The organism is Clostridium gasigenes, assembly GCF_900104115.1.
Classification (GTDB): Bacteria; Bacillota; Clostridia; order Clostridiales; family Clostridiaceae; genus Clostridium; species Clostridium gasigenes.
The window spans coordinates 1-20,068 of the sequence record NZ_FNJM01000013.1 but is presented as its reverse complement, the minus strand read 5'-3'; the positions used below and the strand labels follow the sequence as shown (position 1 = coordinate 20,068).

At 30.3% G+C, this 20,068-nt stretch carries 20 protein-coding genes, 1 other RNA gene, 1 pseudogene and 1 other annotated feature; of the genes and pseudogenes, 18 read left to right on the top strand and 4 right to left on the bottom strand.

Annotation, left to right across the window (positions count from 1 at the left end):
* Positions 1 to 288: 288 nt before the first annotated feature.
* The gene (locus tag BLS77_RS15500; RefSeq protein WP_089971887.1) at positions 289 to 684 is read left to right on the top strand and encodes an RrF2 family transcriptional regulator; all 396 of its coding nucleotides are present in this window, start codon (positions 289 to 291) and stop codon (positions 682 to 684) included.
* Positions 685 to 812: 128 nt separating this feature from the next.
* Here BLS77_RS15500 and BLS77_RS15495 read toward each other — a convergent pair whose 3' ends face one another.
* Entirely contained in the window at positions 813 to 1,601 is a 789-nt protein-coding gene (locus BLS77_RS15495) for a DeoR/GlpR family DNA-binding transcription regulator (RefSeq protein WP_089971885.1), read from the bottom strand.
* 351 nt (positions 1,602 to 1,952) lie between these two features.
* On the opposite strand from BLS77_RS15495, the gene ulaG reads away from it, so the two are divergent.
* The 10 genes from ulaG to fsa all read left to right on the top strand — a co-directional run bounded on the left by ulaG (position 1,953) and on the right by fsa (position 10,814).
* Entirely contained in the window at positions 1,953 to 3,017 is a 1,065-nt protein-coding gene (gene ulaG / locus BLS77_RS15490) for an L-ascorbate 6-phosphate lactonase (RefSeq protein ID WP_089971882.1), read from the top strand.
* 54 nt (positions 3,018 to 3,071) lie between these two features.
* Positions 3,072 to 3,509 (top strand): PTS sugar transporter subunit IIA, encoded by a 438-nt coding sequence (locus BLS77_RS15485; RefSeq protein WP_089971880.1) that lies wholly within the window; start codon positions 3,072 to 3,074, stop codon positions 3,507 to 3,509.
* A gap of 48 nt (positions 3,510 to 3,557) precedes the next feature.
* A complete protein-coding gene (locus tag BLS77_RS15480) occupies positions 3,558 to 5,015 on the top strand; it encodes a PTS ascorbate transporter subunit IIC (protein WP_089971878.1) in 1,458 nt (485 codons plus the stop codon).
* Positions 5,016 to 5,075: 60 nt separating this feature from the next.
* Positions 5,076 to 5,369: a PTS sugar transporter subunit IIB gene (locus tag BLS77_RS15475; RefSeq protein ID WP_089971876.1), complete on the top strand. Its 294-nt coding sequence runs from the start codon at positions 5,076 to 5,078 to the stop codon at positions 5,367 to 5,369.
* A gap of 82 nt (positions 5,370 to 5,451) precedes the next feature.
* Positions 5,452 to 6,486, top strand: a complete 1,035-nt coding sequence (locus BLS77_RS15470) for a hypothetical protein (RefSeq protein ID WP_089971873.1) — start codon at positions 5,452 to 5,454, stop codon at positions 6,484 to 6,486.
* A gap of 227 nt (positions 6,487 to 6,713) precedes the next feature.
* Entirely contained in the window at positions 6,714 to 7,403 is a 690-nt protein-coding gene (locus tag BLS77_RS15465; protein WP_089972019.1) for an L-ribulose-5-phosphate 4-epimerase, read from the top strand.
* A gap of 20 nt (positions 7,404 to 7,423) precedes the next feature.
* Positions 7,424 to 8,269, top strand: a complete 846-nt coding sequence (locus BLS77_RS15460) for an L-ribulose-5-phosphate 3-epimerase (RefSeq protein WP_089971872.1) — start codon at positions 7,424 to 7,426, stop codon at positions 8,267 to 8,269.
* A gap of 36 nt (positions 8,270 to 8,305) precedes the next feature.
* Complete coding sequence (locus BLS77_RS15455; RefSeq protein WP_089971869.1) at positions 8,306 to 9,118, top strand: transketolase; 813 nt, start codon at positions 8,306 to 8,308, stop codon at positions 9,116 to 9,118.
* A gap of 12 nt (positions 9,119 to 9,130) precedes the next feature.
* Positions 9,131 to 10,057, top strand: a complete 927-nt coding sequence (locus tag BLS77_RS15450) for a transketolase family protein (RefSeq protein ID WP_089971868.1) — start codon at positions 9,131 to 9,133, stop codon at positions 10,055 to 10,057.
* Between the two features lie 106 nt (positions 10,058 to 10,163).
* Complete coding sequence (fsa, locus tag BLS77_RS15445) at positions 10,164 to 10,814, top strand: fructose-6-phosphate aldolase (RefSeq protein WP_089971865.1); 651 nt, start codon at positions 10,164 to 10,166, stop codon at positions 10,812 to 10,814.
* Positions 10,815 to 10,861: 47 nt separating this feature from the next.
* Here fsa and BLS77_RS15440 read toward each other — a convergent pair whose 3' ends face one another.
* Complete coding sequence (locus BLS77_RS15440) at positions 10,862 to 12,157, bottom strand: amidase domain-containing protein (RefSeq protein ID WP_089971864.1); 1,296 nt, start codon at positions 12,155 to 12,157, stop codon at positions 10,862 to 10,864.
* Positions 12,158 to 12,392: 235 nt separating this feature from the next.
* Here BLS77_RS15440 and BLS77_RS15435 point away from each other — a divergent pair, with 235 nt between their 5' ends.
* From BLS77_RS15435 to BLS77_RS20790, 7 genes and pseudogenes are all read left to right on the top strand, one after another.
* Positions 12,393 to 13,385: a Gfo/Idh/MocA family protein gene (locus BLS77_RS15435; protein WP_089971861.1), complete on the top strand. Its 993-nt coding sequence runs from the start codon at positions 12,393 to 12,395 to the stop codon at positions 13,383 to 13,385.
* Positions 13,386 to 13,637: 252 nt separating this feature from the next.
* Positions 13,638 to 13,989, top strand: a transfer-messenger RNA (tmRNA) gene (gene ssrA, locus BLS77_RS15430).
* 383 nt (positions 13,990 to 14,372) lie between these two features.
* Positions 14,373 to 14,909, top strand: coding sequence for a hypothetical protein (locus BLS77_RS15425; protein ID WP_089971860.1), 537 nt, complete (start codon positions 14,373 to 14,375; stop codon positions 14,907 to 14,909).
* Positions 14,910 to 15,125: 216 nt separating this feature from the next.
* Positions 15,126 to 15,269, top strand: coding sequence for a hypothetical protein (locus BLS77_RS20015; protein WP_175490881.1), 144 nt, complete (start codon positions 15,126 to 15,128; stop codon positions 15,267 to 15,269).
* Positions 15,270 to 15,395: 126 nt separating this feature from the next.
* Entirely contained in the window at positions 15,396 to 16,616 is a 1,221-nt protein-coding gene (locus BLS77_RS15420) for a Zn-dependent hydrolase (protein ID WP_089972017.1), read from the top strand.
* Between the two features lie 204 nt (positions 16,617 to 16,820).
* On the top strand, positions 16,821 to 17,231 hold the full coding sequence (locus tag BLS77_RS15415) for a peptide deformylase (RefSeq protein ID WP_089971857.1): 411 nt from the start codon (positions 16,821 to 16,823) through the stop codon (positions 17,229 to 17,231).
* Between the two features lie 136 nt (positions 17,232 to 17,367).
* A pseudogene (locus tag BLS77_RS20790) lies at positions 17,368 to 17,817 on the top strand (PD-(D/E)XK nuclease domain-containing protein); the annotation flags it as partial.
* Between the two features lie 89 nt (positions 17,818 to 17,906).
* Here BLS77_RS20790 and asnB read toward each other — a convergent pair.
* Together asnB and BLS77_RS15400 are read right to left on the bottom strand one after the other, a co-directional pair.
* Positions 17,907 to 19,496, bottom strand: a complete 1,590-nt coding sequence (gene asnB / locus BLS77_RS15405; protein WP_089971855.1) for an asparagine synthase B — start codon at positions 19,494 to 19,496, stop codon at positions 17,907 to 17,909.
* Positions 19,497 to 19,554: 58 nt separating this feature from the next.
* Positions 19,555 to 19,813, bottom strand: a binding site (T-box leader).
* A 144-nt stretch (positions 19,814 to 19,957) separates the two neighbouring features.
* The coding region (locus BLS77_RS15400) for an IS3 family transposase (protein WP_139164854.1) at positions 19,958 to 20,068 on the bottom strand (111 nt) is incomplete at its 5' end.

Sequence of the window (20,068 nt, the reverse complement as noted above, 5' to 3'; positions counted from 1 at the left end):
TTGAGAGAGAAGAATATTTATAAATATAAGGTGATTCCCAAAAAACAGACTAATTTGATAGTCTATTTTGAGCCATATATCCCTTAATAATTAAATTTTTTAGATTCTAAGAATATAAGAAAAAGTGTAAATTAAATAAACATATAACTAAAATTATTTAAAAAAATTTGTTTAGGGTGTATAATGATAATATAAAAAAGTGACATAATTAATTATTAAGGCATTTAAAGAATGACATGTAGTATGTAATTGTTATTTATATATACCTTAAGGAAAGAGAGGCATTTTATGTATTTATCAAAGTTTACAGATTATTCATTTAGATCATTAATATATTTAGCAGTAAATAGAGAAAAACTTTGTACAGTTGAAGAACTTGCAAATAATTTAGATATTTCAGAGCATCACTTAAAAAAAATTATACATAAGTTAGCTAAAACAGAGTATATTATTTCTATAAAAGGAAGATCAGGTGGGATAAAACTTGGACTTGACCCAAAAGAAATAAACTTAGGGGAAGTTTTAAAAGTAACTGAGGATAATTTAAACATAGCAGAATGTTTTAATAAAGAGAATACGTGTCCATTTATAAGCGGTGGATGTAAATTAAAAGGTATTATGAATGATTCATTAAAATTATTTATAAAAGAGTTTTCTCAATATACCTTAGCTGATGTTATTTAAGAGAAATGTAGAAAAACAAAAGTGACGTATTAATGTTCTATTAACAAATAGAAATATAAAATTAGAACAGGAAGCAGCCTTCAATTATAAAATTGAAGGCTGCTTTTTTAGTTTATTATAATAGTTTTTTATTTTATATAATTTACTTTAGACACATGAACACCATTGTTTTCAAAATCACTTGAATCTTTTAATGATATATCTGAATCGGTAATAAGATGGGAAATATCATTTATATCTCCACTACAGAAATTATGATGTTTACCGATTTTAGAATTATCAGCTAATATATATACCGGACCATTACAATGATTTATCATTTCTTTATTTATTAATGTTTCTTGAAGTACAGAAGTACTTATTCCTGAATCGGCAGCTATGCCACTTACCCCTAAAAAACATTTTGATGCTGTTATTTTTGATAGTATGTGTGTCGCAAAATCACCTACCATTGATTGTTTTCTACCATAAACTTGACCGCCAGTTAAAACTAAATCAACATTAGGGCCAATAATTGAATTAAGCGATTTACCGTTATTAGTAACAACAACAACTCTTTTATCGCCTAGATATTCAAGTATTAGAAGAGAGGTAGTAGCAGAGTTTATAAAAATTGTATCCCCATCTTCTATTAAGCTTGCTGCATATTTAGCAATAGCTTTTTTTTGTTTCTCATGCTTCATTGAAATATCAAGTTGATTAACATTAGAATCATCAAAACTATTAACTAGAACTGCGCCACCATAGTGCCTTTTAACAAAACCACTTTCTTCTAAAGCCTGAAGATCTCTTCTAATAGTAAGAGGAGAGGTTCGTAGTAGTTCAGCTAATTCTTCATTTTTTATTTCATTATTAGATTTTAAAATATCTAATATTTCATCTCTTCGTTTAGAAACTATACTTTGAGTTTTTTTCATAATAATATCCTCCTTAAAAACTAACATATCTAAATCTTACCTTAAATTAAATGTAAAATTAAGGTTTATCTAACTTATATACATTATAAAACAAATGTTCACAAAGTTCAAATAAAACATTCATAAAATAAAAAAAATAAAACATTCAAAAAAACCTTGAATATTTTGAATGTTTGATGTATTATAAAGTTACAAACAGACAAAGAGTTCTAAAAAATAAAAAACATAGTTCAAAACAATCATTAATAAAAAACTAAATAAACAAACTAAATCAATAAAATAGACAAACAAACTAAATAAGTGAACTAATTAAATTTAATAAATTAAATAAATTTTTAGGAGGAGATCAAAATGTCACAAATACAAAATATAACAAGAGAATCATGGGTTTTAAATACATTCCCAGAATGGGGAACTTGGTTAAATGAGGAAATAGAAGAAGAAGTAGTTAAACCAGAAACATTTTCAATGTGGTGGTTAGGGTGTACAGGCATTTGGGTTAAAAGTGAAGGTAGTACTAACTTATGTATAGATTTTTGGTGTGGAAGTGGTAAAAGAACAAGAAAGAATCCATATATAGATCCAGAACATCAAATGGCAAGAATGTGTGGCGGTAAGAAGCTTCAACCAAATTTAAGAGTAGCACCTTTTGTATTAGATCCATTTGGTATTAAGAAAGTAGATGCAATATTATCAACACATGATCATAATGATCACATCGATGTAAACGTTGCGGCTGCAGTAATGCAAAATTGTGGTTCATCAATACCATTTATTGGACCAAAAGCATGTGTAGATAAATGGATTGGATGGGGAGTTCCATCTGAAAGATGTATAGTTGTTAAACCAGGAGATACAGTGAAGGTTGGAGACATAGAAATAGTTGCATTAGAAGCATTTGATAGAACTGCTTTAATAACAGCACCTCCAAAGGGAGACCTAAGAGGTACAATGCCAATTGATATGGATATTAAAGCTGTTAATTACTTAATAAAAACTCCAGGAGGAAACCTTTATCATAGTGGAGATTCACATTACTCAAACTATTATGCAAAACATGGAAGAGATCATAAAATTGATGTTGCTTTAGGATCATATGGAGAAAATCCAAGAGGAATTACAGATAAGATGACATCAGTAGATATTTTAAGAATGGCTGAATCATTAAATACAAAGGTTGTTATTCCATTCCATCATGATATCTGGTCAAATTTCCAAGCTGATACAAACGAGATATTAGCATTGTATGATATGAAGAAAGATAGGTTACAATATAAATTTAATCCGTTTATATGGCAAGTAGGTGGGAAATTTACATTCCCAGTAGATAAAGATAATAGAGAATATCACTATCCAAGAGGATTTGATGATTGTTTTGAAACTGAAATAAATCTTCCATATACATCATTCCTATAAAATAAAATTAGAGGGTTAGGTTTAACCCTCTAATTAAAAAAAGGAGGACAGGTCATGTTAAAGGAATTAATTAGCAAGAAAAGATATTCGTTTCATGAGGGATTTGAAAATTGGGAGGAAGCAATAGAGGCTTCGTGTAAACCTTTAATTGATGAAGGTGTGATAGAAAATTCCTATGTGAACGCTATAATAGAAAATGTTAAAAAGTTTGGACCTTATATAGTAATCGCACCTAAGATATGCATACCCCATGCTCAAGAAGGCGTTGTAGGTGTAAATGATACGGCAATGTGCTTTATGAAAACCGAAAAACCAGTACACTTTAGTGATGACCCAGAGCAGGATGCAAATTTATTTTTTGTCTTAGCTTCAACAGATAGTGATTTACATATGAAAAATTTAATGGAAATGGTTACTCTTATAGAAGATGAGTCAGTGGTTGAAAAGTTAATGGCCACTAGGTCAGTAGAAGATTTGAAAAAGTTACTTTAGCCTTTTAGGAATTGATAAATATCAAAATGTTAAGGGGGATTAATTAAAATGAACATTGTTTTAAAAATATGGGAATTTTTCCAAATAAATATATTAACTAATCCGGCATTCTTCATGGGATTTATTGTATTATTCGGATACTTATTATTAAAAAGACCTCTACATGAAGCATTTGCAGGCTTCATAAAAGCAACTGTTGGGTACTTAATTCTTAATGTAGCAGCTTCAGGACTTGTAGGTAACTTTAGACCTATATTAGCGGGGTTGAAAGATCGGTTTAATTTAACCGCAGCAGTAATTGATCCATATTTTGGACAAACAGCAGCACAAACAGCAATTGAAAATGCAGGAAAATCATTCTCAATGATGATGATAGTTTTACTAGTTGCATTTATGTTCAATATAGGTTTGGTTTTATTTAGAAAGTTTACTAAGATTAGAACAGTATTTATTACAGGCCATGTAATGGTTCAACAATCAGCAACAGCTTTATGGTTAGTATTCTTCGCATTCCCAAATCTTCAAGATACTAAAGTAGTAGTTATGCTTGGGTTGTTATTAGGAACTTATTGGGCAGTAGCTTCTAACCTTACAGTTGAAGCTTGCCAAGAGTTAACTGAGGGTGGTGGATTCGCAATTGGACATCAACAAATGTTTGGTGTTTGGTTAACAGATAAAATTGCAGGAAAAATAGGAAATAAAGAAAAAACAATAGAAGATCTTAAGTTGCCAGGTTTCTTATCAATATTTAGTGATAACGTTGTAGCAACAGGTATATTGATGATGTTCTTCTTTGGAATAATAATGACAATATTAGGACCTGATTTATTACATGAAATAGATAAGGGCTTTAGTCCAAATAGAAACTTTGGGTTCTATATAGTTGAAAAATCATTAAACTTTGCAGTTTATTTAAGCATATTACAACTTGGAGTTAGAATGTTCGTTGCAGAACTTACAGAATCTTTCCAAGGTATTTCAAACAAAATATTACCAGGTTCAATGCCAGCAGTTGACTGTGCAGCAGTTTATGGATTTGGTCCTTCAAATGCAGTAACAATAGGATTCTTATTCGGAGCAATAGGTCAATTCGTAGCAATTTTAGGATTAATAGTATTTAAAAGTCCAGTACTAATAATATCAGGATTCGTACCATTATTCTTTGATAATGCAACATTTGCAGTATTTGCTAATAAAAAAGGTGGATTAAGAGCAGCAATGATTATACCAATTGCAGCTGGGGTTATTCAAGTATTAGGCGGAGCTTTTGCAGCACATTACTTCCAATTAGCACAATATGGTGGATGGCATGGAAACTTCGATTTCGCCACAATATGGCCAATAATTGGAGTGTTAATGAATAAACTACAATATGTAGGTGTAGGAATTGCAATTGTAGCATTACTACTTATACCACAATTACAATATAGAAAAAATAAAAAGGGTTATTTCAAGATAGCAGAAAACTATGACGAGTATATTAGCGAAGGTTTAGGAAATAAATAATAATATGGAAACATAAATATAATAATATTTTAAATATTAAAAATTAAGGGGGAAATACAAATGTTAAAAGTAATAGCAGCTTGTGGAAATGGGATGGGATCAAGTCAAATAATAAAAATGAAGATAGCAAAAATTTTCAAGAAACTTGAAATAGAGGTATCAATTCACCATACAAGTATTGGAGAAGCAAAAAGCCAAGCCTCAGGTTATGATGTAGTATTTTGTTCAGAAGCCTTAAAATCAAACTTTAAGAGAGCAGAAGATGGTGGAACAATTGTTATAGGGTTAAAAAATCTTTTATCAGAACAGGAAATAGAACAAAAAATTGTAGAACATATAGTAAATAAAAAATAGGTAGAGACATTCAAATAAATAGACTGGCATACTGACTTTCTATTTATTTGAATATCCTTTAACATATTGGAGGAAATAAATTATGAAATTTGAAAAGAAAGTTTTAACAAATTTACATAGATGTTATGCAACTAGTAGCACTATGGTAAATGGAGAAAGAAATATATTATTAGCAACAGAAGGTGAAGGTGCTTGTTATAGCTATACTGGAGAAGATTTTAAGCAAAGTACTGTATGGGATGGCCCTGGTGGAACAATGTCAATGGTATCTGTACCAGGAAAAAATGGAGATTTTTTAGCAGTACAAAACTTCTTTCCAACTTTCCAATCAGAAAATGCAACAATAGTATGGGCAAAACCAGTGGAGGGTGGAACTTGGGATGTAAAAACATTATTTAAGTTACCATATGTTCATAGATTTGACATATTACAAGCTAATGGTAAAAACTATTTCTTAGGTGCAACTCTTTGTACAACAAAGGAGTTTAAAGAAGATTGGTCAAACCCAGGTAAAATATATGTAGGTGAAATACCAGAGGATTTAAATGAACCAATTAAACTAGAAATCATAAAAGAAGGCTTAACTAAGAATCACGGATATTGTAGAGCAACTTGGAATAATGTAATGGCTGGATTAGTAACTTGTGAAGAAGGTGTATTTGTTGTAACTCCTCCACAAACATGCAAAGAAGAGTGGAAGATAGAACAAATAATGAATAAGCCAGTTAGTGACATTGCAGTTGTGGATATAGACGGAGATGGTGTGGATGAATTAGTAACAATAGAAGAATTCCATGGTGGAAACTTCTTAATAAATAAAAAAATTGATGGAGAATATAAAGTTGTGTACAAGTACCCTAAAGAAATGGATTTTGGACATGTAGTCTGGGGTGGTAAATTAAGAGGGATACCAAGCATAATTGGTGGATATAGAAGAAATGAAAAAGAATTATTTGTTATTCAATGCGATGACAAAGAAAAACTTACATTTAAAACAGAAGTTATAGAAGCGGGTATTGGGCCAAGCAATGTAGCAGTTATAAATGAAGAAGACAGAGATATTATAATATCAGCAAACAGAGAACTAGGAGAAGCGGCACTATATATAGTTAAGTAAGCCTCCAAATTTTACATTTGGCAAGGCGAACTTACTCATTCGAATGAACATGAGAAGGAGTTTCAGATATTGCCTCCAAATTTTATATTTGGCAAGGCGAACTTACTCATTCGAATGAATATGAGAAGGAGTTTTAGTTGAAAAATAAATATAATGAGTATGGGGAATTAAATAAAAACTCCATACTCCACTTTTTATCTAAAAATCAAATAGATGGAGGGATAGGTATGTTAGAAGAATTAAAAAAAGAAGTTTACGAGGCAAATATGTTGCTTCCAAAATATAATTTAGTAACTTTTACTTGGGGAAATGTATCCGGAATAAATAGGGAACTTGGGTTAGTAGTAATTAAACCATCTGGTGTAGATTATGAAGTTATGGGACCTGAGGATATGGTAGTAGTAGATCTTGAAGGTAATGTAGTAGAAGGAAAGTACAAACCATCATCAGATACACAAACACATGTGAAACTATATAAAGAATTTAGTGAAATTGGTGGGATTGTTCATACTCACTCAAGGTGGGCAACGATTTTCTCTCAGGCTGGAAGAAGCATTGTACCTTATGGAACAACTCAAGCAGATTATTTTTATAATGAAATCCCTTGTACAAGAGATATGACAAAGTCGGAAATAGAGGAAAACTATGAGTATAATACTGGTGGAGTTATAGTTGATACATTTAAAAATTTAAATCCATCACAGGTACCAGCTGTTTTAGTTAAAAACCATGGTCCATTTTCATGGGGGAAAGATCCTCTAGAGGCGGTTCATAATGCAGTTGTTTTAGAAGAAGTTGCAATGATGGCGTGGAATACAGAAATTTTATCAAGACAAACAATAGAAGCAATGCCAGAAGAATTAATGAATAAGCACTTTATGAGAAAGCATGGTCCAAACGCTTATTATGGACAATAGTGTTATAAGGGAGATAGATTATGAAGAATTATACATTAGGATTATATGAAAAATCTATGCCAAATACATTAAATTGGAGTGAAAAACTTACTTGTGCAAAAGAATGTGGATTTGATTTTGTAGAGGTTAGCATAGATGAAACTGATGAAAAATTAGCTAGGCTAGACATGACTAAAGAAGAAAGAAAAGCACTTGTAGATATTATGTTTACAGTAGGAGTTCCAATAAGAACAATGTGTTTAAGTGGACATAGAAAATATCCATTAGGTAGTTTAGATGAAGCCACTAGAAATAGAGGCATAGAAATAATGGAAAAGGCAATAGAGTTAGCTTGGGATTTAGGAATTAGAATAATTCAAATTGCTGGATATGATGTTTATTATGAAGAAGGTAACGAACAAACAAGAAAGTATTTTGAAGAAAACTTAAAAAGATCAGTAGAAATGGCAGCTAAAAAAGGTGTAATTCTTGCTTTTGAAACTATGGAAACAGAGTTTATGAATACTGTTGAAAAAGCTATGAAATATGTTAACTTAGTTAACTCTCCATACTTGCAGGTTTACCCAGATTGCGGAAATGTAATGAATGCAACATTAAGTTATGGAACATCAGCAGTTGATGATTTTAAAACAGGAAAAGGACACCTTTCTGCTGTTCATTTAAAAGAAACTGTACCTGGAAAGTTTAGAGAAATTCCATTTGGAACAGGTCATGTTAATTTTGAAGAAATAATAAGAACATCTTGGGATCTTGGAGTAAGAAAATTTACAGCAGAGTTTTGGTATGTTGGAAATGAAAACTGGAAAGATATTATTAAGGATACAAGAAAATTCATGGATGAAAAATTTACTGTAATAGAACAATAATATAATGAAAAAATATTTGATTGGTTGGTGAATAGAATGAATAAGGAACATTTAATATCTGTATCAAAAGATGTTAAGAAAAATATTATAGAAATGATTTATGAAGCAAAATCAGGACATCCAGGTGGATCATTATCTTGCTCAGATATAATTACTTATTTATATTATGAAAAAATGAATATTGATGTAAATAATCCTAAATATAATGAAAGAGATAGATTTGTTTTAAGTAAAGGGCATGCAGCTCCAGCACTATATTCAGTATTAGCAGAAAAGGGATTCTTCGAAAAATCAGAGCTTAAGAACTTAAGAAAAATAGGAGCTTTGTTGCAAGGACATCCTGATTCTAAAAATATTCCAGGGGTTGATGTTTCAACAGGATCTTTAGGTCAAGGAATATCAAATGCTGTTGGAATGGCTTTAGGGCTTAGATATCAAAAAAATCCAGCAAAGATATATACAATTTTAGGAGATGGAGAGTTACAAGAAGGGCTAGTTTGGGAAGCATCAATGGCAGCAGCTCACTATAAACTAGATAACTTAGTTGCAATTATAGATTATAATGGACTTCAAATTGACGGAAATAATGAAGAAGTAATGGGAATAAGTCCAATAGATAAGAAATTTGAAAGCTTTGGATGGAATGTAGTTACTTGTGATGGACATGACTACGAAAAACTTCATGAAGCATTTAATAAAATATCAGAAGTTAAAGGAAAGCCAAGTGTAATAATTGCAAAAACTGTAAAAGGTAAAGGCGTTAGCTTTATGGAAAATCAAGCAGGATGGCACGGACAAGCACCTACCTTAGAACAAAAAGAAAAAGCATTAATGGAAATTGCTAACTAGGAGGTATTAATAATGGGTAAGGCAACAAGAGAATCATATGGAATGGCATTAGTTGAACTTGGATTAGAAAATGAAAAAGTTGTAGTTCTAGATGCTGATCTTTCTAAATCAACAAAGACAAATGATTTCAAAAATCAATTTAAAGATAGATTTTTTAATGCAGGTATAGCAGAACAAAACTTAATGGGAATGGCAGCAGGTTTTGCAAATGTAGGAAACATACCATTTGCAAGTACCTTTGCAGTGTTTGCAACAGGAAGAGCTTTTGAAATAATAAGAAATTCAATTTGTTATCCTAAAATGAATGTAAAAATAGCAGCAACTCACGCTGGTATAACAGTGGGAGAAGATGGGGGATCACATCAATCAATTGAAGATATAGCCCTTATGACTTCACTTCCTAATATGACAGTAATAGTTCCGGCAGATCACAGAGAAGCTATGCAAGCAACTAAAGCGGCAGCAAAATTTGATGGGCCAGTTTATTTAAGATTTGGTAGATGTAACACTGAAGATATTTTTGATGAAAATTATAAATTTGAAATTGGAAAAGGTGTAGAGATTAGAAAAGGAAATGACATAACTGTTATAGCAACAGGAATGATGGTTCAAAAAGCAATAGAAGCTTCACGTATATTAGAAGCTGAAGGAGTTTACGTAAGAGTTATAAATATATCAACAATAAAGCCGATTGATAGAAAAATAATTATAAAGGCTGCAAGAGAAACTAAGGCAATAATAACAGCAGAAGAACATTCAATAATAGGTGGACTTGGAGCTATGGTAGCGCAAGTTGTATGCGATGAGATTCCAACAAAAGTAAAAATGATAGGAATAAATGATGTGTTTGGACAATCAGGTACACCAGATGAATTAATGGAAAAATATAATTTAACAACTGAAGCTATAATAACTAAGGTTAAGGAATTATTAGGTTAATTATATATAGAAGGTAGTTAAGATAGTAGAAAACATTAGAGAATCAAAAGAAAATATTATTAATTATTTTTTGGAGATATCTTAAGATGAAAGAGGAGTGAATAGTATGAAAATATTTATTGATACAGCAAATATAGATGAAATAAGAAAAGCAAACGAGCTAGGTGTAGTATGTGGAGTTACAACTAATCCATCACTAATAGCTAGAGAAGGAAGAGATTTAAAGGAAGTTATAAATGAAATTTGTTCAATTGTAGATGGTCCAATTAGTGCAGAAGTTATGAGTCTAGATTCAACAGAAATGGTTGAAGAGGGAATCAAATTAGCAGCTATGCATAAAAATATAGTTATTAAGATTCCAATGTGTGAGGAAGGATTAAAGGCTGTAAAGCAATTAACAGAAAAAGGAATAAAGACAAATGTTACATTAATATTCTCACCTCTACAAGGGTTATTAGCATCAAGAGCAGGAGCTAGTTATGTTAGTCCGTTTTTAGGAAGATTAGATGACATAGGAAACCCAGGAACAGATTTAGTTAGACAAATATCAGAAATATTTGAAGTTCATGGAATTGAAACAGAAATTATAACTGCAAGTGTAAGAAATCCAATGCATGTATTAGATGCTGCACTAGCGGGATCACATATTTCTACAATTCCATATGGAGTTATTACTCAAATGGTTAAGCATCCATTAACAGATGGAGGAATAAAAAAATTCGTAGAAGATTATGAAAAGGCATTTGGAGAAAAATAAATAAGTTTAAAAAGGATATTGCAAAATTATTTTGCAATATCCTTTTTTCAATTAATACTAATTAATTGAAATGTTATATCATCATCACTAAAACCTAAATCAAAGGGGACATGAAATCTATTAACAGTATTGGAATTAACTAAAGGGTAACCATTAGAATCAAAAGTTGTAATAATAGATGAATATACTGGGATATCCCCCTTGCTGTAGAATATTAAATCACCTGCTTGTAAGTTTAAAAATGGAGAGGCGGTATCAGTTACTTCAGATAATAAGTTTTGAATATCACTACTTTTAACTAGGGAACCTTTATTAGTATAAATAAGATAATCTTTAAGTTCTGTAGGGTTTATCCAAGCATCACTTATTTTAGGTGCTTTACTATCTTTTGAATTGTAAAACCAAGTTTTATCCTGTTTTAGAGAACCACCCATTTCATTATCACTTAGACATTGGGATACAAAATTAGTGGAATTACCCCCATAACTAAGGGCGGAGGCATTAAAATAATAGGGGTTATATTGGATAGAATCCTTATTAGTTAATATTCCAGAATATTTATCAGCATATTTAACAGCAGCAGATCTATTGTAGGTTTTATTTTCTTTAAAGTTTAAAGCTCTTCTATTAAAGTTAATATTGTATGTTTTATAAGATGTTAATGGAAGTTCCTTTTCAGTTAGATTAAAGTTATATTTTTTTAAAGCATTTTCAAAAGAATCAAAATAGTAATCTTTTTGTATAGTAAAGCCACTACCTATTGATTGCAATTCTTCAGTGTGAATTAATGTAATAGAAAATTTGTTTTTGACAGTAGGGTTTTCTGGGTAAATATAAGTAACAGTAAAAGTTTCATCTACCTCTAATTTAATTATAGTATTATTAATTTGTATATTTTTAATATAAGGGGTTGAAGTAATATCTTCAAAAATTATACCTCTTTCATTTGCAAAATCACGAAGATAGGCTATTCTTTTAAACTCGTGATGCAGTGAATATTTGCTATATGAATGAGATAAATCATAAAATTTATAAAGGTTCTCTACATTTCCAGTTAAAAAACTTTGATTTCTTGTAGAGAAAAAGTCATTTAAATAAGATGAAAGCTTTGTGTTTCTATCTTCATTAGAATCAGTAATAAAAGTACCAACATTAGCAGTTTCTTCGTAATTATAACTTTCCTTAGGGAATGAATACGGAACTAGAAAGTTATTAGTTGTTTTAGATAGAAAAGAGAAGAAACTAATAAACAATATGCTTACTAATAAAAAATATAAGGATAATGAGAAAATATTTTTATTTGTTTTTATAAATTTAATAAGATCATTTAAATAAAATTTCATAATAAAAACCTCCTTATATGTTTAAATATAGTGTGCTCAAAAGTTATAATAAATATTAGGAAAAAGGAAGTTTTTATAATAAAAAATGGCATAAAATTAAATATAAATTTCTTTCTAGTTATTTTTAAAAAGCTCCCTTATAATAAGGCTAAGAAAAAATTAATTTGTGAATATAAAAAAATAGGATAGAATAGGGATTAGTTTTTAAAAATAAACATTGAGAGGATGAAGTTAGATGATTAACATTAGAGTTGGAGTAGTTGGTACAAATAATATTACAGATTGGTTTTTAAGTGGAGCAAAAGATGTTGAAGGTTTTAAACTTGCAGCAGTGTATTCAAGAAGTGAAAGTAAAGCTAGAGAATATGCAAATAAATATGGAGTAAAAGATATTTTTACAAACCTTGAGGAAATGGCTAAAAGTGATTTAATTGATGCTGTGTATATTGCTACCCCAAATTCATTACATTCAGAGCAAAGTATATTATTTTTAGAAAATAAGAAACATGTGTTATGTGAAAAAGCCTTTGGATCAAATTTAAAAGAAGTTGAAGCTATGATTAAATCAGCTAAGGAAAATAAAGTTCTTTTAATGGAAGCTATGAAAACAACAATGCTTCCAAATTTCCAAGTTGTAAAAGAAAATCTACATAGAATTGGTAAGGTAAGAAAATGTTCTGCAAGCTTCTGTCAATACTCATCAAGATATGATAAATATAAAAATGGAGAGGTTTTAAATGCTTTTAAACCAGAATTATCAAATGGAGCATTAATGGATATAGGGGTTTATTGTATTGAACCTATTATAAATCTTTTCGGAAAACCAAAATCAATAAAAGCAAACGGGCTTATGCTTGAATCAGGAGTAGATGGTAGCGGAAGTATAATTCTTGATTATGAAGACATGGATGGAGTTGTGATGTTCTCTAAAATTTCAAATTCATATTTACCATCAGAAATTCAAGGTGAAGATGGAAGCATTATAATAGAAAAAATAAACACATTCTCAAAAGTAAAATTAATATTAAAAAATGGAGAAGAAATAGATTTATCAAAACAGCAAGTTGATGATGATATGTATTATGAAGCAAAAGAATTTATTAGTTTAATACAAAATAAAGAATTAGAGTCAAAAGTAAACACATTTGAAACATCAATTAATACTATTGCAGTAATGGATGAAGCTAGAAGACAAATAGGTTTAGTTTATCCAGCTGATAAAAAATAAGGGATTCTAAAATAAAAAGACAACAATACTGATTTGCTATTTATTTTGAAGATGACTAAATGGTAAAATTTCTTAGAGTAGGTATAGATAATATAGAAAATCCACTTGTGGATAAGTTGACAGAGAAAATACTATACTATATAATGATGTTAAGTCAAAAATCTGAATAGCAAATTGCGTTTAAGACATAGACTATTTAAGAGTAAATATATTAATGAAAGTTAATATATTTTGCAAATAACTATGCAACCTGGGGGCGCTTTGGCTTCGACGGGGGCATGATTGGTCTAGTAAGCGAGTAGAGGCACGCATGTCACCTCTTAAATAAAGTATGCAAAAATGTAAACGCAGAAAACAATTTTGCAATAGCAGCTTAATTTAGCCGCTCATCCGCCCAGGCTCCCCATGGCTTGGATCACGGGTGTCATGAAGTGGGAAACGAAGTTTAGCAAAGCTTTGAGCTAAAGGGGTATTTATGAAGCTACTGAAGGGAAGAGCCCGTCTATAGGCGCTCCTGGAGGAAAATTTAAAATGTAGAATACACTCGTAGAAAGCTAGGTTGGTCGGCTTTCGGACATGGGTTCGAAACCCATCGCCTCCACCATGAAACCCACGACAATACTAATATAGTGTTGTCGTGGGTTATTTTAGTTTAAAGATATTTTGAGAAAGGCTTGATATTTATAACACTATGAAAAAGGGTGCATTAAAAAGCAGAAACAGAAAAATATTTTTAGGATTAGCAAAGGCGAACCTTACAATAAAATAAAAATACTTCATGATATTAATAACTAGTAATTAAATAACTAGTTATTAATATGGATTGTTTAAATAATGTTAACAAAATCTGAAATGGAAAGTTTTATATTAGTTTTTATTAGAATAAAATACTTAAAATAGCTAAAGATATATATATAAATGAAATTTATTAAAATACATTTAGTGAATAATTTAGTATAATGATTTCTAAAAGGAGTGGAATTAATAATGCCAAGAAAAGTAAATCGTTTAATAATATTCGTGATACTTATAACACTAACTATGACTAATATAACATATGCACAAGTAATAACAAATCGACAAGCACCCTATGGACCCAAAGTAGAGGACTTAAAAAACAAAGAAGACATTGTTCAAAATTTAGAAGAAATAAAAAGGATAAGAGCAAATTTAACTGTTGTAAATATAACTGAGAACTCAACACTTGAAGAATTAAAATCCATCGATAAAGATTTAGAGAATTATATACAACAATTTAATGCTATTAAAAGAAATTTAGAGAATCATAAACTTTCATATAAAGATTCTTTTTCAGATGTATTCTTCTCAGACCAAATTTTATTTGTAGCTGATAGTTTTATTATAAGCGTAAGGCAACAGCAAAACTTGGTAAGAACATTAGAAAACAATAAAGAAGACGCAAAAAAACTATTTTATTCAAGCTATCTAATACCGATATATTATTATCTTACTTTAGGAGATCAAATGATATCTTATATTGAAAACTATTTCGTATTATCATAATCAAATACCTCAAGGGTATAGTTTTTGTGATGGAAAAATAATTTTAGAAACTCAACTGTAATAGATATAAAAGTCTAAAGTATATATAGTATTTTAAAGGACCTCACGAAACGTGAGGTCCTTTTGAAATTAAGTAAATATAAAGTTTAAAATATTATCATCTTGGATAAAAGTATAGAAAAATAAGAAATAATAATTTTAAGTGCTTTAATAGCCATGTATAATAATCTAAGAGATGTTTATTTGCGTGGAATTTCTTTAGGTGGGAAAAAAGAAAATATTTATGAAGAAACCAATAGTTATGAAATAAGTTATGCGTTTAAAAGGGCTGGGAGAGTATTAAATGATGAAATATTGTAAGCTATATATGATATAGGAAACTGTTTTAGAAAATAATGGATTTTTAAAAACTATATAAGTATAATAAGTATATATGTTCAATTTTACATAATTAAGAAATATTTTTAAGGAGAGGAATTTATGGATATGTTAACTTGTAGTAAAGATAGAATGGAAGATAAGATCAGAATTTTTAGTAAATTTGGAGATACAGGAAAAGGTGGAATCACAAGATTGTCTTTATCAACTGCTGATTTAGATGCAAGGGAAGAGTTTTGCAAAAGGTGTATAGCTCTTGGAATGGATATAAAAACTGATGATATGGCAAATATTTATGCTACGGTTCCAGGAGAGGAAAGTTTACCTGCTATTATTATGGGATCTCATATTGATTCTGTTAAACAAGGTGGAAATTATGATGGTATTTTAGGTGTTCTTACTGCTTTAGAAGCAGCAGAAACTATTGTTATAGAAAAAGTAGCTCATAAACATCCAATTACAGTTGTTGTATGGACAAATGAAGAAGGTGCACGTTTTGATCCAGCTATGATGTCATCTGGGGTTATCACAGGAAAATTTAATAAAGATATTATGTTAGCGTCTAAAGATAGAGAAGGATTTACTTTTAAGGAAGCATTGGAAGCTAGCGGATATATGGGCGAAGTCGAAAATAGAATGACTGCAGAAAAATATAGGGCATTCGTAGAAGTACATGTAGAACAAGGACCTATACTAGAAAATGAGGAAAAAGACATAGGTATACTAGAGGGTGTTTGTGGAATGGTTAATTATGAATTTTCCTTTATTGGACAAGCGGATCATGCAGGAACAACACCTATGAAATATAGAAAAGATGCACTATATGCAGCTGTAAAGGTAATTCAATATATTCATGATGAACTTGATAAATTAGATAGTAAGCTTGTATATACAACTGGTAGAATGATTGTTTCTCCTAATATCCATACGGTTATTCCTGATAACGTTAAATTTACTCTTGATGCAAGGCATCAAGATCCAAATGTTATGAAAGAAGTAGTAGAGATTATTAAAAAAGTTCCAAGTGAAATTGAAAAATGTGAAACTAGTTATGAAGAATTATGGTCACGTAAAACAGTACAATTCTATCCTAAATTTGTAGATTATGTAGAAGAAAATGCAAAGCAATATGGTTATTCTGCAATGAAAATGTATAGTGGACCAGGACATGATGCCCAGTTCATTACAGATATTATTCCAACTACAATGATTTTTGTTCCAAGTGAAAATGGGCATAGTCATTGTGAAAAGGAATTTACACCCCTTGATAACTGCTTAAAAGGTGCAAATGTATTATTACAGACAATTTTAGATATTGATAAAAATTAAGGTGATAGCATCTCTAAGGTTCAGGGAATTATGCTGCGCCGCTACTAGAAAGTCCACTATAATACCTAATTGTTATTATAGTGGATTTTTTGTTTAAGAAAATAGTTATTTCTATCAAAATATTGATATTTATAAAGTATGTATATAGAGGTATAATAAATTTAAGAAACTTTAGAAATAGTAATTAGGAAGGTTGGAATTAATATGATAAAACCAGTTATGAAGGATATAGTATTCTTAGGACAGAAGTCAGAACCTGCAACTAAGGAGGACATATCAGTTATTGATGATTTAGTAGATACATTAAGGTCAAATCTAGAGCATTGTGTTGGTATGGCTGCTAATATGATAGGTGTTAAAAAACGTATAATAGTATTTTGTGTAGGGGATATGATAGTTCCTATGGTTAATCCAGTTATACTAAAGAAAGAAAAAAGCTATGATACAGAAGAAAGCTGCTTATCTTTAATAGGTTTTAGAAAAACAATGAGATATGAAACAATAGAGGTAGAATATTTTGATAGAAATTTTAAGAAGAATAAAGAGACATTTACTGGATTTACGGCACAAATTATTCAACATGAAGTTGATCATTGTAATGGTATAATAATATAAAAATATATTTTGACTGTAATGATTTTATTCAACTATGGCAATATATTTAAAGTCTAATAAATAATTGCAGAATTATGAAGAATTGTATAGAAGTAAATACTTTGTAGATAAATCTTTAATTATAGAAAGATTAAAAGAAGTTATAGATCTCTGTAAATAAATAATGATGTCAAGTTTAATGAATTAGAAAAATGGTACAATGGATATCTAACAGCAAAGGGAAGAAGAATATATAATCCGCGTTCGGTAGTTAAATCTCTTCAAAATAGATATTGTGGAAGCTATTGGACTAATACGGGCGCTATGTCAGAAGTGAAAGATTATTTTAAATATTACTTATAGAATAGAGAGAGAAGAAAAGACCGGAAAAGGATATGCAGACTTTACTTTTCAGCCAAGAAGAAAAGCAGATACAGCATTTGTTGTTGAACTTAAAAAGGATGAAGTTGTTGATGTTGCAATGAAGCAGATTAAAGATAAGGAATATGTACAGAAGTTTAGGGCGGAATATAAAAACATTCTAGGAGTAGCAATATGTTATGATTCAAAAACAAAGGAGCATAGTTGTAAAATAGAGAAAATTTAAAACCCAGTAGGAGCAATAATTGCTTCTACTGGGTTTATTATGTATTGTTGCTAATATTTTTTGAAAATAAATTAATTTAAAATTTTTAACTATTTACCACTGGCACCATAGTTTGATAATACTCTGGCACTAGGATCGGTTACGTCACAGCCTTCCCACTCTTTGTTTGGCATCCAAAAGTCTACTACCATTTCTGATTGTCCTGGATAGTATTTTTCAAAAGTTTCTCTGTATAACAATGATTCTTTTGTGAATGGTTTAGCATGAGATGCATACTTTTCACATAGTTTTTCAAATTCTTCATCAGAATAGCATGCTTCAGCATATTCTTTTAAATAGTCTACCATAGAATGTCCTACAGCATCGCTAAATGCAGCTTTTTCACGATATAAAATATTGTTTGGTAGATAATCACCTTCAAATGCATGTCTTAAAAGGTATTTACCCATGTTATATTTGTTTAATTTCTTTTCAGGATCTATGGACATAACATATTTTACAAAATCTAAATCACCAAATGGTACTCTAGCTTCTAAAGAATTTGAGCTGATACAACGGTCTGCACGAAGTACATCGTACATATGAAGTTCTTGCATTCTCTTTTGGGATTCTTTTTGGAATTCTTCTGCATTTGGAGCAAAATCAGTATATTTATAACCAAATAATTCATCAGAAATTTCACCAGTTAGAAGCACTTTGACATCAGAAATTTCATGCATTTTCTTGCAAATTAGATACATTGCCATACTTGCTCTTATTGTGGTAATATCGTATGTTCCAAGAAGTTTAATAACCTCATCAAGTGATCCTATCACGTCTTCTTTTGTCATATAAATAACAGTATGATCACTATGAATGTAATCTGCAACTTCCTTTGCATATTTTAAGTCAATTGCATCTTCAGTCATACCTATGCAAAATGTTTTAATTGGTTTTTGAGGATGTAATTTTTGAGCAACTGCACATACTAATGAGCTGTCTAAACCACCACTTAATAAGAAACCTACAGGAGCATCAGCATCCATACGTTTTTCTATAGCAGCTACCAATTTATCATGAATTTTAGTGCAAATAACATCTAAGTCATCTTGGCAATATTCACCCTCTGTTGCTGCGATATCACAATAGCATGTAAATTTCCCGTCAGCATAATAATGGCCTGGTGGAAATGCTATAATTTTGTTTGTAAGACCAACTAAATTTTTTGCCTCACTTGCAAATATGATTTTACCAGATTCAGAGTAGCCGTAGAATAATGGACGGATACCAATTGGATCTCTTGCTGCAATGAAACTGTCCTTTTTTCCATCGTAGATAACAGTTGCGTATTCTGCATCTAATTTTGAAAACATATCTAGTCCATATTCATGATACATTGGAAGTAACACTTCACAATCACTATCAGAAATAAACTTATGTCCCTTTTTTGTTAGTTCTTTTTTGATTTCACGGAAGCCGTAAATTTCACCGTTACAGATGGATGCATCTGTATTTCTTGTGAATGGCTGCATTCCGCTGAAACTTAAATCCATAATAGAAAGTCTTTGGAATCCCAAAATACCAGATGGTAAAGTTAGAATCTCTGTCATATCTGGTCCTCTCGACTCGGTTCTTTGTAATGCCTCAGCAAATTTTTCGTGTTTCATGTCTGTTCCTGTATAACTCATAATTGTACACATGTTTATAGTCCCCCTTAGTTTATAAAATTGGTAAAAAAAAAAGCCCTTCATCCTATGAAAATAGGACGAAAGACTTATACTTCCGCGGTACCACCTAAATTAGCTTAAAAAGCTCTCTCTAATCAGTACGGAATTAATATAAATGAATTCTATACTGTCCAAGCTATAACGGGCTGGCTCCGTCCAAGACTACTCTTAATAAATTTCGTTTGGAAGCTCCGGGAAGTTTTTCATTATTTGTTTCGTATCAGTCTCTCACCATCACTGATTCGCTTTGACTACCTCTAAATAATTACTCGTCCCTTCAATGCTTTTGATTTGTTTTATTTTACTTCGTTTTTTATTATTCGTCAATAGGTTTATGAAAAAAATTAAAAATAAAATTCAGTTTAAGAAAAAAGATCTAGGAGTAAATAAAACTGAACTGCCCCCTGTCAAGTAGACAGGGTAAATAATAAAAATTACGCTGTTAAAGTATGACTTCGATATTCTATTGGAGTCATACTTTTTAACTTTTTCTGTAATCTTTGTGTGTTATAAAAATCTATATATTCGTCAATGGCTTGTTCAAG